This is a genomic window from Nitratireductor sp. L15S-10, from assembly GCF_045011005.1.
Classification (GTDB): Bacteria; Pseudomonadota; Alphaproteobacteria; order Rhizobiales; family Rhizobiaceae; genus Nitratireductor.
Map to the genome: position 1 here is coordinate 3,331,590 of NZ_CP120674.1, position 12,429 is coordinate 3,344,018.

Here is a 12,429-nt window from a genome sequence, read left to right on the forward strand (position 1 = left end):
CGGCCGAAAGGGCCGGGAAAGGAGAACGGAAATGACACCGAACACCCGCGTCAAGGAACGAGCAGAGGAACAGGCGAGCGCCATGTCATCCGACCAGCAGGCTTTGATCCGCATGGTGGCGAACGATCTGCACAGGCTCAACCAGTCGGTCATGAAAGCGGTCGATTCCGGTGTGTCCGTGGAACTGGTCCGCTCAGCACGCCATCATGGCGGGGAGGGAAACTGGGGCGACCTTTTGGTGCCGGTCATCGTCACCAATCGTCTGGCCGGCTCCTGACACCGGCCTGACGACCTCCAGTCGAGCGCCCGCGCAAGGTCTCCTGCGCGGGCGCTTTTTATTCTGACGGACGATGTCCGCCCGCCATGATCAAACAATATAATGCTTCAATTTTGATATGGATTTCGCTGCTTAACCGATGGTCGTGCGGTTCCAAACGACGAAACAAGAACATGTTAATCCTGACGTATTTTTAACTTGACTTAGCAACTACAGTAATAATTATCTCCCCCACTACTCAACCGGGCATTGAATTCCGCATTCCACTTGACGGGCGAACGTCTAATGGCAGAGAAAGAGGCAATCGACCGGCTCTCAGCCGACACGGAAGGCGCAGCGGCAGGGACCTGTGTTGCCGACCCGACGCAGGCTCTGGTGGTCGCTGCTTCTCCAGTCAATCGGATCGTTCTTTCGCGGATTGCCCAGCGCGCCTATCTGAAGGTTCAGGCAATGGAGCCGGTGGAAGCGCGCCGCATTTTGTCAGCAGCATCGCCGCTTTCCCGTCCGGGTCTCGTGATCGTCGACATTGATGCGCAGCTGCAGATGACGGACACGCTGTTCCTGCATCTGCAACGGCACAGGAGCGTCTCGCCGCGCCGGCTTCCTCTTGTCATCACCATCATCCCGTCCCGCCTCGACGCGTCTCCGCGGGCTGATCATGTAGATGCGCAGGTTGTCCGACCGGTGACACAAGAGGCGCTGCAACCAGTCATTCAGCGCCTGTTGACCGCTGTTCAACCGTGAGACTGGGCCCTTCCCTTTCCTTCAGACCCAAGTCTATACTCCGGCATCCAAACAATAATCCCTGGTGATTGATGCCTGACAGGAAGAAGCTAGCCCGCCGCGCCGGTCGAGGTGAATCCGTACGCGCGCCCGCATTTCTGAAGAACCTTCGCGGTGTGAAGGACTGGAAGCAGGCCACGGCCTGGCTGGAATCGCGCGGCATCGAGGACATCGAGTGCATCACCCCCGATCAGGCCGGCGTTGCCCGCGGCAAGATGATGCCGTCCAAGAAATTCACATCCAATACGTCGCTTGCGCTGCCTTCGGCAGTCTTCATGACCACGATATCCGGCGAATACCCGGAAAACAGCGGTGACTTTGTCTATCCAGAAGATGACGGCGACCTGAAACTCGTACCGGATCTTTCCACCCTCTCCTGTGTGCCATGGGAAACCGACCCCACCGCGCAGGTCATCTGCGACCTCGTGCACCAGGACGGGCGCGATGTTGCCTTCAGCCCGCGCAATGTGTTGAAACGCGTGGTGGCCGAGTATGCCAGGCACGGCCTGAAGCCCATCGTCGCCCCCGAAATCGAGTTCTACCTGGTCGACAAGAACCCTGATCCCGACTATCCGCTCACGCCTCCGGTCGGGCGCTCCGGCCGGCCCATCGGTGGCGGTCAGGGCTATTCGATCGCCGGCGTCAACGAATTCGACGAGCTGATCGACGACATCTATCACTTCTCCGAGGGTCAGGGTCTGGAGATCGATACGCTGATCCATGAGGAAGGTGCCGGCCAGCTCGAGATCAATCTGCGCCATGGCGACCCGATAGAGCTTGCCGATCAGGTCTTCATGTTCAAGCGCACCATTCGTGAGGCGGCGTTGAAACACGATACCTACGCCACCTTTATGGCAAAGCCGATCCAGAACCAGCCGGGTTCTGCCATGCACATCCACCAGTCGGTGGTGTCGCTCGATACCGGCCAGAATGTCTTTTCCGACGAAAAGGGCGAAGAGACGGACACGTTCCGCCATTTCATCGGCGGGTTGCAAAGACATATCCCCAACGCGCTCATCATGCTCGCGCCCTATGTCAACTCCTATCGTCGCCTCACCCAGGGCACCGCGGTTCCGGTCAACACGCGCTGGGGTTATGACAACCGCACCACCGCCTTCCGCGTGCCGCGCTCGGACCCCGCCGCCAGGCGCGTGGAAAACCGTATCCCCTCCTCGGACGCCAACCCCTATCTGGCACTGGCGGCTTCGCTTGCCTGCGGCCTTGTCGGCATTCTGGAAAAGAACAAGCCCGATGCCCCCGCCGGCACCGCAGTTAATCAGGACGAGATCGAACTACCACGCGGCCTTCTGGAAGCCGTTGCCCTGTTTGAGGATGACGAAAGCCTGAGGGAGATGCTCGGTGCGCCCTTCGTCTCCACCTTCGCGGCGATCAAGCGGGCCGAGTTCGAGACCTTCATGAAGGTCATCAGCCCGTGGGAGCGCGAATACCTGCTGCTCAACGTTTAGGCGAACCGATGGCCTACCAGTCGCCCATATCGCCCGGCCTCTCGTGGTATGAAGCGACCGTTGGCGTGCGTCCCGAATATCCGGCACTTGATGGCGACCTCCGCGTCGATGTTGCCATCATCGGTGGCGGCTTCACCGGCCTTTCGGCTGCGGCGCATCTCGCCAAGGCGGGCGTCAATGTTGCTCTGATCGAGGCGCACCGTTTCGGTGACGGCGCATCAGGCCGCAATGGCGGACAGCTCGGCACCGGCCAGCGCGCCTGGGCCGAGGAGCTGGAAGCAGAACTCGGCTTGACCCGCGCAAAAGCCCTGTTTGATCTCGCCGAAGAGGCCAAGGCGCATCTGCTCGACTTCGCTTCTGCCAACGCCATTGAGATCGACTATCGGCCCGGCCAGCTGTCGGTGGTTCACAAGAAGCGCTATCTTGAGGAATACCGTCGGCACGCAGATATCATGCGCGACCGCTTCGGCTATCCGCACATCACCTATATGGACGAGGCCGAGACCGCCCGACGCCTTGGCTCCACACGCTATTTCGGCGGAACCCGCGACACCGGCACAGGCCACATCCACCCACTCAAACTGGTGGTCGGCACAGCGCGCGTGGCGGCAGAGGCTGGCGCACAGCTCTTCGAGAAAACACCAGCCACGCGGATTTCCTCAGATGCAGGCGGTGTTCGCATCGAGACTCCCAGCGGCACGATCACTGCGGAGAAATGCCTGATCGCCACCAACGCCTATGGCGGCGACCTGGAACCGAAAAGCGCGGCGCATGTCATGCCCATCGGCTCCTTCATCGGTGCGACACCCCCGCTCGGCGATGACAGCCCGGTCCTGCCGGGAGGCGAGGCGGTGGACGATTCCCGTTTTGTGGTGCGCTATTTCCGGCGATCTTCCGATGGCCGGCTGCTCTTCGGTGGGCGCGAGATCTATGCTCCCGGTGAAGACAAGGCGATCCACCAGCACATCCGCCGCCAGATCGCAGAGCTTTATCCGGCCCTGAGCGATGTGGAGCTCACCCATGCATGGGGTGGTTATGTGGGCATCACCATGCCCAGAAAACCCTATGTGCGCGAGGTCATGCCCAACGTGATCTCCGCTGGCGGTTATTCGGGCCATGGCGTCATGCTCTCGAACTTCGTCGGCAGGCTCTATGCCGAAACCGTGTGCGGAAACCGCGACCGGCTGCGCCTCTTCGAGGACCTCAGGATACCGGCCTTCCCCGGCGGACGGCGCCTGCGCCCGATCCTGATGTTCCTGGCCCTCAACTGGTACGCCCTGCGCGATCGGCTTTAGGCTCAACGCTCCCCGTTGCATTGATGCTGTGCGTGGTTCGACAAGCTCACCATGAGGGATGTGGGCGCTTGCAAGAATGACGTGCTGCGCGATGCTATCAGCAGGTCTCTACCCTCCCTCATGGTGAGCTTGTCGAACCACGCACAACGGACACCGCTGCTCACCGCGCTACAACGGCCAGAAGAACAGGATCGCCGGTACCGACACCGCAATGATCAGCACTTCCAGCGGCAGGCCCATGCGCCAGTAGTCACCGAAGCGATAGCCGCCCGGCCCCATGATGATCGTGTTGTTCTTGTGTCCGATGGGCGTGAGGAACGCGCAGGACGCGGCCACGGCGACCCCCATCAGAAACGGGTCCGGCGAAACGTCCAGCCCCTGCGCGATGGAAAGCCCCACGGGAGCAGCAATCAGCGCCGTCGCCACATTGTTCAAAAAATCCGAAAGCGTCATCGTCACGATCATCAGGATCGCAAGGATCGCCCAGGCGGGCAGTGCGCCAGTCAGCGAAAGAATGGAATCGGCAATCAGCTTGGTACCGCCGGAATCCTCGAGCGCCAGCCCAAGCGGAATGAGCGATGCCAGAAGCACGATCACCGGCCATTCCACCGATTCATAGACTTCGCGCGCGCCGACCACATTGAACAGCGCATAGATGGCAACGGCACCGGCAAGCGCCACGGCAAGCGGCACGAAGCCCATGACCGAAGTCGCCACCGCCGCCGCAAAAACGCCCACGGCAAACAGCGCCTTGCCGCGCTGGATTACCGTGTGGCTCTTTTCAGCCAGCGGAAGCACACCCAGCCAGTCGGCTGCGTCATTGACCCGGCTTTCAGGCCCCAGAAGAAGCACCACGTCGCCCGGCTTGATGACGAGCTTGCGCACTCGTTCGCGAAACCGACGCCCCTGACGCGAGACACCCAGCAGCGTCACGCCACGGCGATAAAGCAGCCGCAGATCGTTCGCGGTGCGCCCCACCATATGGGCGTTGTCGGGAACGATGGCTTCCACCAGCACCAGAGACTTGCCGCGAATTCCACCATGTTCTTCAGAACCCGGCGCATCGAGGCCGGCAGCGCCGATGAAGGCTTCTATGGATTTCGGATCGCCTTCGAGAATGACGTGATCGCTTTTGCGCAATTCCTCGCCCGCAGCGAATCCCGGCAGACGCTTGCCGCGCCGCACCAGACCCAGAACCGTCACATCATGCTCGTCGGCAAGCGGATAAAGTTCGCTGACCGCCTTGCCGATAAAGTTCGACTTTTCCTTGACCCCCGCTTCGGCGACGAAAAGCCCTGCCGCACCGTCTTCTCCAACGGCAGCCTGCCCCGTATCAGGAATCAGCCGCCACCCGACCGTTGTCACGAACGCAATCCCGACTATGGCGCAAACCAGCCCCACTGGCGAAAAATCGAACATGGAAAAGGATTCGCCCAGCGCCCGCCCGCGAAACTCCGCAATGACGATGTTGGGCGGTGTGCCGATCAGCGTGATCATGCCGCCGAGGATCGTCGCAAATGAAAGTGGCATGAGCGATTGCGAAACCGGGCGCTTTGCCTTTTTCGCCGCCTCTATGTCGAGCGTCATCAGCATGACCAGCGCGGCCACATTGTTGATGACGGCCGAAAGCCCCGCGCCGATGACCGACATGAAGCCGATATGCGTCGAAAGGGAACGCCCTGATGACAGCACGAAGCGGGCGATCAGCTCCACGGCGCCCGCGTTCATCATCGCGCGCGAGACGATCAGCACCAGCGCGATGATCACCACCGCCTCGTGACCGAAGCCTATGAATGCGTCATGCGCATCCACAACACCCGCCACAACCGCAATGATCAGCGCCGCGAAGGCAACCAGATCATAGCGAATGCGACCCCAGACAAGGAATGCAAAGACGACACCCAGCAGACTGAAAAGAAAAATCTGCTCATAGGTCATGCATGTGCCCCCTGCCTGCGGACGCTGAACATCTCAATCGCGCCCCGTTGAATGAACCGACAATAAGGAATTCCGAATGAGAGATCTGGTTCCCCAGTTTGCGGAATCCCTTTTCAGGCCCGCATGTTCAGATGCAGCGCCCGCCATCCACTTCCAGCGCAACACCGGTGATGAATTCCGCTTCATCGGAAGCAAGCCATAGTGCAGCATTGGCGATGTCGAGCGGTGTGGAAAGCCGGCCAAGCGGAATGGATGCACGGAACTGCGCACGCTTTTCCGGCGTGTCTTCACCCATGAACTGATCGAGCATCCCGGTTTCGCCCGCAACCGGGCAAAGGCAGTTCACACGGATGTTCTGCGGAGCGAGCTCCACGGCCATCGACTTGGTCGCGGTGATTGCCCAGCCCTTCGAGGCATTGTACCAGGTGAGACCCGGACGCGGGCGCAGCCCCGCCGTCGAAGCGGTGGTGATGATCGAGCCGCCGCCCTGCCTGTCCATGATCGGCACCACGGCCTGTGCGGCGTGATAGATCGCCTTCATGTTGACAGCGGTGATGAGATCGAAGGTTTCCTCGTCGACCTCGAGCATGGGGCCATTGCGATGGGTGTAGCCCGCATTGTTGACCATGATGTCGAGTCGGCCATGGGCCTGCATGGCGGCATCCACCATCGCGTCCACATCGGCCTTCATGGAAACATCGGCGGTAACCGGCAGCGCAGCGTCGCCAATCTCGCTGGCGATTTTCTCAGCGCCCTTCGCGTTCAGATCGGCAACGATGACCTTCGCGCCTTCTTCGGCGAAACGCTTTGCCATTCCAGCGCCAAAACCGGACGCCGCGCCGGTGATGACGGCGACCTTGCCTTCAAGTCGAGCCATTTCAAAATTTCCTGTCAGTGTTAGCCGTGGTTGAAAACGATTGTCTTTGTGGCGGACATGTCGAACAGGGCTTCAAAACCCTTCTCGCGTCCATGGCCGGATTTCTTGAACCCGCCAAAGGGCAGCTCGATGCCACCGCCCGCGCCATAGCCATTGACGAAGACCTGCCCGGCGCGCACGCGCTTGGCCACGCGGTGCTGGCGCGCGCCGTCGCGGGTCCATACGCCGGCCACGAGGCCGAATTCCGTGTCGTTGGCAAGGCGGATCGCTTCCGCCTCGTCCTCGAACGGGAAGAGCGAAAGAACCGGGCCGAACACCTCTTCCTGTGCGAGTGCCGCCCTGGGGTCGACCGCACCGAAAAGCGCCGGCGCCTGATAATAGCCGCCTTCAGGAGCGTCGGGATGCACCGTGCCCTCTGCCAGAAGCGGGATGCCGGCTTCCTTTGCTGCCGCGATGAAACCGGAAACCTTGTCGCGCTGCGCCGGGTTAACCAGCGGGCCGATGTCGAGATCAGCATCATGCGGGCCGGCGACCAGCTTTGAGAAGCGCTCGGCCAGTGCCGAAGCAACCTTCTCATAGACCGGCTTTTCGATCAGCACGCGACTGCCGGCCGAGCAGGTCTGCCCGCCATTCTGGATAATGGCGTTGACGAGCACCGGAAGCGCCGCCTCGATATCTGCATCCGCGAACACGATCTGCGGAGATTTGCCGCCGAGTTCCATGGTCACGCCGCGATTGTTCACGGCGGCTGCCTGCTGGATTGCCGTACCGGTCATCGGCGAGCCGGTGAAGGTCACATAGTCCACCAGCGGATGCGCGGAAAGGGCGGCACCAGCGCTGCGGCCGTAGCCGGTGATGACGTTGAACACGCCTTCGGGAATGCCCGCCTCATGCGCCAGCTCGGCAATGCGGATCGTGGTCAGCGAGGCATCCTCGGCGGGCTTCACCACCAGCGTATTGCCCATGGCAAGGGCCGCGCCCACAACGCGGGCGAGAATCTGCATCGGGTAGTTCCACGGCGTGATGCCCACCACCACGCCATGCGGCTCGCGCAGGGTCAGCGCCGTGTAGCCGTCGAGAAAAGGGATCGTGTCGCCATGAACCTTGTCGGCCGCGCCGCCGTAAAACTCGTAATAGCGCATGGTGGCCGTCACATCGGCCTTGCCCTGGCGGATCGGCTTGCCGGTGTCGCGCGATTCGAGTGCTGCCAGTTCCTCGCCGTGCTTCTCAACCAGATGGAAAAGCCGTGTCAGGCAGCGCCCGCGCTCCACCGCCGGCATGCGGCTCCATGGCCCCTCGTCAAAGGCCTTGCGGGCCGCTTTCACCGCAAGATCGACATCCGCCTCATTCGATGCGGGAATGGATGCGAAAACCTTGCCGTCGGACGGGCAGCGAACGTCAATCCGTTCGCCCGAGAGCGAATCGACGGAGCGCCCGTCGATGAACTGCATGAAAGCGCGGCCCTCAGCCACGCTGCGCGAAAAATGGGTTCCCATCCCTGCCGCTCCGGTTTGTAATGTCTATGTGCAAGCCTATGCTCGCGAAGGGAACCATGGGAAACCCGCCATGCGAAGACATGTCAAGGCACAAATGGTTATGCAGGCTTGGCTCAACCTCGATACGCGCGTGCGACGGAATCCCATCTGGCTTTCTTAAATCGATTAGACTATAGCAACGGCAACCTGTTCGGACGCAGACGGAGAAACCATGACCAGCCAGACAATTCCGGTCGAGCCTTTCGATCTCGTGGTGTTCGGCGCCACGGGCGACCTCTCCGAACGCAAGCTGCTGCCGGCGCTCTATCAGCGCCAGCGGGCGGGACAGTTCACCGATCCGACCCGCATCATCGGTTCCTCGCGCACCAGACTCTCCGATGAAGAGTTTCGCACCTTTGCCGAAAAGGCGATCCGCGAGCATGTCGCCAAGGACGATATCGAGCCGAAGGAGCTCAAGCATTTTCTGGCTCGGCTTTCCTATGTGCCGGCGGATGCGAAATCGGGAGAAGGCTTTGCCGACCTCAAAACCGAAGTCGGTGACAGCAAGAGCGTGCGCGCCTTCTACATGGCTGTCGCGCCAAGCCTTTTTGACGACATTGTCGGACAGGTGGACAAGCATGGCCTGTCGACAGACACGGCTCGCGTGATCGTTGAAAAGCCGATCGGCCGCTCGCTCGCCTCCGCGCACGAACTGAACGACGCCATCGCCCGCGTCTTCGACGAGCAGAACGTCTTCCGCATCGACCATTATCTCGGCAAGGAGACGGTGCAGAACCTGATGGCGCTGCGCTTTGCGAATGCGCTCTACGAACCGCTCTGGAACTCCGCCCATATCGACCATGTGCAGATCACGGTGGCCGAATCCGTCGGCCTCGAAGGCCGCGCGGGCTATTACGACAAGGCCGGCGCGCTGCGCGACATGGTGCAGAACCACATCCTCCAGCTTCTCTGCCTCGTCGCCATGGAAGCCCCCGCCTCGATGGACGCCGATACGGTGCGCGACGAAAAGCTGAAAGTGCTGCGGGCGCTGAAGCCCATCACCACCGCAAGCGCGGAAAAGGCGACCGTGCGAGGACAGTATCGCGCCGGGGCTTCGAATGGCGGCGCGGTAAAAGGCTATACGGAAGAGCTTGAGAGCGGTGAGAGCAACACCGAAACCTTCGTCGCCATCAAGGCCGAGATCGAGAACTGGCGCTGGGCGGGCGTGCCTTTCTATCTGCGCACCGGCAAGCGGCTCGCCACCCGCGTTTCGGAAATCGTCATCGAGTTCAAGCCAATTCCGCACTCCATCTTCGAGGATGGCGCCGGCAAGGTCTTTGCCAACCAGCTTGTGATCCGGTTGCAACCCGATGAGGGCGTAAAGCAGTGGATCATGATCAAGGATCCCGGTCCCGGCGGCATGCGCCTGCGCCATGTGCCACTCGACATGAGCTTTGCCGAATCCTTCAGCGTGCGGAATCCGGATGCCTATGAGCGGCTCATCATGGATGTGATCCGTGGCAACCAGACCCTGTTCATGCGCCGCGACGAGGTGGAAGCGGCATGGCGCTGGATCGACCCGATCATCGCCGCATGGGAAGACAACGAGCAGCCCGCGCAGGGATACACGGCAGGCACATGGGGACCGTCCTCCTCCATTGCGCTGATCGAGCGCGATGGCCGCACCTGGCATGAGAGCACCTGACCATGGTGGACTGCAAATGGCATGAATTCGCCTCGCCCGAAGCGCTGGCGGAAGATCTTTCGGCAAACGTGGCCGAAAAGCTTTCCGCCGCCGTCAGGGAGCGGGGTCACGCTACGATCGCCGTCTCCGGCGGCCGCACACCGGCCCTCTTCTTCGATCATCTGTCGCGGCACGACATACCGTGGGACAAGGTCACAGTCACCCTCGTGGACGAACGCTTCGTTCCAGCGGATTCGCCGCGTTCCAATGCCCGGCTGGTCGCCCAGCATCTTTTGCAGAACAAGGCCGCTCGCGCCGCCTTTATTGGCCTCTACCATGAGGCAGAGAGCATTGCCGCGGCGGCAGAGAAAGCGGCAGGCGCGATCGGGGAAATTCCGGCACCGCTTGATGTCGTGGTGCTCGGCATGGGCAATGACCGGCACACTGCGTCATTCTTCCCTGATGCCACCACCATTGAGACACTGCTCAAACCGGCGGAAGGGGCGGATGTGCTCCCCGTCTCCTCCGAAAGTGCCGGGGAGCCGCGCCTGACCCTCTCCATGAATCGCATTGCCGGTGCGCGTTTCGTTGCTCTCCATATCGAGGGTGACGACAAGCGCGAGACGCTTGAAGGAGCGCTCGCAATGCAACCCGGCCCGGCTTCACCCATCAGCGCGGTGCTCGCTGCTGCAAAACACCCTGCCCGGATTTTCTGGGCGCCCGCCAGCCAGAGCTGAGGCGCGGAACCACTTCAAGAACAGGACGCAACGCCATGACCGCCAGACCCGAAATCGAAGCCGTCACAGCCCGCATCCGCGAGCGTTCGCGCGCCAGCCGCGAAGCCTATCTGGAGCGTCTGGACCAGGCGAGCGAACAGGCAGTTCATCGCTCCGTTCTCTCCTGCGGAAACCTCGCCCATGGGTTCGCGGCCTGCGGCCCGACCGACAAGGCGGCGCTTTCCGGCGACCGGGTCCCCAATCTCGGCATCATCACCGCCTATAACGACATGCTCTCGGCCCATCAGCCTTTCGAGCCCTATCCCAACATGATCAAGGAAGCCGCGCGGGCCGCCGGCGGTGTGGCGCAGGTGGCTGGCGGCGTGCCCGCCATGTGCGACGGCGTCACGCAGGGTCAGCCCGGCATGGAGCTCTCGCTCTTTTCGCGCGATGTCATCGCCATGGCTGCCGCCGTCGGCCTGTCTCACAACATGTTCGATGCCGCCGTCTATCTCGGCGTCTGCGACAAGATCGTGCCAGGTCTTGTGATTGCCGCCCTCACCTTCGGCCATCTGCCCGCCGTTTTCATCCCTGCCGGGCCAATGACATCCGGCCTGCCCAATGACGAAAAGGCCCGCATCCGCCAGCTCTATGCGGAAGGCAAGGTGGACCGCGCGGCGCTGCTCGAAGCGGAATCCAAATCCTATCACGGTCCCGGCACCTGCACCTTCTACGGCACCGCCAATTCCAACCAGATGCTGATGGAGATCATGGGCCTGCACACGCCCGGCTCCTCCTTCATCAACCCCAACACGCCCCTGCGCGACGCCCTGACGAAGGAAGCGGCCAAACGCGCGCTTGCCATCACCGCGCTCGGAAACGAATTCACCCCCGTTGGCCGCATGATCGACGAGCGCTCCATCGTCAATGGCGTGGTGGGGCTCAATGCCACCGGCGGCTCCACCAACCACACCATGCATCTGGTCGCCATGGCGGCGGCAGCCGGCATCAGGCTCACCTGGGACGACATCGCCGAAATCTCCGACCACGTGCCGCTTCTTGCGCGCGTCTATCCCAATGGGCTGGCCGACGTGAACCATTTCAACGCCGCCGGCGGCATGGGCTTCCTGATCCGCGAGCTGCTCGACGACGGCTATCTGCATGAAGATGTGCGCACCATCTGGGGCGAAGGGCTGCGACCCTACACGGTCGAAGCGAAGCTTGCCGATGATGGCACTGTCGCGCGCCTGCCCGCACCCGCCACCAGCGGCAACGAAAAGGTGCTCACCACTGCGGCCAAACCTTTCCAGCAGACCGGTGGCATTCGTGTCCTGTCGGGTAATCTGGGCAAATCCATCATCAAGATTTCCGCCGTCAAGCCCGAGCATCGCCTGATCGAGGCGCCGGCCATCATCTTCCATTCGCAGGACGAGATGCAGGAGGCGTTCAAGGCCGGCAAGCTCGACCGGGACTTCATCGCCGTGATCCGCTTCCAGGGACCCAAGGCCAATGGCATGCCCGAGCTCCACAAGCTCACACCGGCCCTTGGCGTGTTGCAGGATCGTGGCCGGCGCATCGCGCTTGTGACTGACGGGCGCATGTCCGGCGCCTCCGGCAAGGTACCGGCAGCCATCCACGTGACGCCCGAAGCGCTCGACGGCGGCATGATCGGCAAGCTGCGTGACGGCGATCCGATGCGCCTTGACGCCGAGAAAGGCACAATCGAAGTGCTTATCGACGCGGACGAACTCGCCGCGCGCGAAAGTGCCAACCCGGACCTTTCGGCCAACGGGTTCGGCATGGGGCGCGAGCTTTTCGCCGGCTTCCGCCAGCTTGCAGGGCGCGCCGATCAGGGGGCCGCGGTTTTCTGATCTGGAACCAACCGCTATGGCCGTGCATTTTCTCTTTGATCGGAGGG

The 12,429-nt window shown here is 61.9% G+C and carries 10 protein-coding genes; 7 read left to right on the top strand and 3 right to left on the bottom strand.

The genetic code is table 11. From position 1 onward, the window contains the following. Positions 1-31 precede the first annotated feature (31 nt). The 4 genes from P2W41_RS15970 (at position 32) to P2W41_RS15985 (ending at position 3,821) form a co-directional block, all read left to right on the top strand. Positions 32-277 carry a hypothetical protein gene (locus tag P2W41_RS15970; RefSeq protein WP_292899196.1) on the top strand — a complete coding sequence of 82 codons (246 nt, stop codon included), beginning with the start codon at positions 32-34 and terminating at the stop codon, positions 275-277. A 285-nt stretch (positions 278-562) separates the two neighbouring features. Continuing rightward, complete coding sequence (locus P2W41_RS15975) at positions 563-1,021, top strand: response regulator (RefSeq protein ID WP_404933732.1); 459 nt, start codon at positions 563-565, stop codon at positions 1,019-1,021. A 71-nt stretch (positions 1,022-1,092) separates the two neighbouring features. Then, positions 1,093-2,526 (top strand): glutamine synthetase family protein, encoded by a 1,434-nt coding sequence (locus tag P2W41_RS15980; RefSeq protein WP_292899192.1) that lies wholly within the window; start codon positions 1,093-1,095, stop codon positions 2,524-2,526. An 8-nt stretch (positions 2,527-2,534) separates the two neighbouring features. Next, positions 2,535-3,821, top strand: coding sequence for an NAD(P)/FAD-dependent oxidoreductase (locus tag P2W41_RS15985; RefSeq protein ID WP_404933733.1), 1,287 nt, complete (start codon positions 2,535-2,537; stop codon positions 3,819-3,821). A 168-nt stretch (positions 3,822-3,989) separates the two neighbouring features. On the opposite strand, the gene P2W41_RS15990 is transcribed toward P2W41_RS15985, so the two are convergent. From P2W41_RS15990 to P2W41_RS16000, 3 genes are all read right to left on the bottom strand, one after another. Continuing rightward, entirely contained in the window at positions 3,990-5,759 is a 1,770-nt protein-coding gene (locus P2W41_RS15990) for an SLC13 family permease (protein WP_404933734.1), read from the bottom strand. Positions 5,760-5,886: 127 nt separating this feature from the next. Beyond that, entirely contained in the window at positions 5,887-6,636 is a 750-nt protein-coding gene (locus P2W41_RS15995) for an SDR family oxidoreductase (protein ID WP_292899186.1), read from the bottom strand. Positions 6,637-6,656: 20 nt separating this feature from the next. After that, the gene (locus tag P2W41_RS16000; RefSeq protein ID WP_404933735.1) at positions 6,657-8,132 is read right to left on the bottom strand and encodes an aldehyde dehydrogenase family protein; all 1,476 of its coding nucleotides are present in this window, start codon (positions 8,130-8,132) and stop codon (positions 6,657-6,659) included. Positions 8,133-8,343: 211 nt separating this feature from the next. On the opposite strand from P2W41_RS16000, the gene zwf reads away from it, so the two are divergent. The 3 genes from zwf to edd are packed head-to-tail and all read left to right on the top strand — an operon-like array spanning position 8,344 to position 12,382. After that, positions 8,344-9,816, top strand: coding sequence for a glucose-6-phosphate dehydrogenase (gene zwf, locus P2W41_RS16005; RefSeq protein ID WP_292899182.1), 1,473 nt, complete (start codon positions 8,344-8,346; stop codon positions 9,814-9,816). A gap of 2 nt (positions 9,817-9,818) precedes the next feature. Next, the gene (pgl, locus tag P2W41_RS16010; RefSeq protein ID WP_404933736.1) at positions 9,819-10,532 is read left to right on the top strand and encodes a 6-phosphogluconolactonase; all 714 of its coding nucleotides are present in this window, start codon (positions 9,819-9,821) and stop codon (positions 10,530-10,532) included. Between the two features lie 35 nt (positions 10,533-10,567). Continuing rightward, positions 10,568-12,382 (top strand): phosphogluconate dehydratase, encoded by a 1,815-nt coding sequence (gene edd / locus P2W41_RS16015; protein ID WP_404933737.1) that lies wholly within the window; start codon positions 10,568-10,570, stop codon positions 12,380-12,382. The last annotated feature ends 47 nt before the right edge of the window (positions 12,383-12,429 follow it).

What these genes read in the sequence shown, in the direction of transcription:
- P2W41_RS15970 (WP_292899196.1), top strand. Translation starts at nt 32, where the DNA reads ATGACACCGAACACCCGCGTCAAGGAACGAGCAGAGGAACAGGCGAGC.
- P2W41_RS15975 (WP_404933732.1), top strand. Translation starts at nt 563, where the DNA reads ATGGCAGAGAAAGAGGCAATCGACCGGCTCTCAGCCGACACGGAAGGC.
- P2W41_RS15980 (WP_292899192.1), top strand. Translation starts at nt 1,093, where the DNA reads ATGCCTGACAGGAAGAAGCTAGCCCGCCGCGCCGGTCGAGGTGAATCC.
- P2W41_RS15985 (WP_404933733.1), top strand. Translation starts at nt 2,535, where the DNA reads ATGGCCTACCAGTCGCCCATATCGCCCGGCCTCTCGTGGTATGAAGCG.
- P2W41_RS15990 (WP_404933734.1), bottom strand. Translation starts at nt 5,759, where the DNA reads ATGACCTATGAGCAGATTTTTCTTTTCAGTCTGCTGGGTGTCGTCTTT.
- P2W41_RS15995 (WP_292899186.1), bottom strand. Translation starts at nt 6,636, where the DNA reads ATGGCTCGACTTGAAGGCAAGGTCGCCGTCATCACCGGCGCGGCGTCC.
- P2W41_RS16000 (WP_404933735.1), bottom strand. Translation starts at nt 8,132, where the DNA reads ATGGGAACCCATTTTTCGCGCAGCGTGGCTGAGGGCCGCGCTTTCATG.
- zwf (WP_292899182.1), top strand. Translation starts at nt 8,344, where the DNA reads ATGACCAGCCAGACAATTCCGGTCGAGCCTTTCGATCTCGTGGTGTTC.
- pgl (WP_404933736.1), top strand. Translation starts at nt 9,819, where the DNA reads ATGGTGGACTGCAAATGGCATGAATTCGCCTCGCCCGAAGCGCTGGCG.
- edd (WP_404933737.1), top strand. Translation starts at nt 10,568, where the DNA reads ATGACCGCCAGACCCGAAATCGAAGCCGTCACAGCCCGCATCCGCGAG.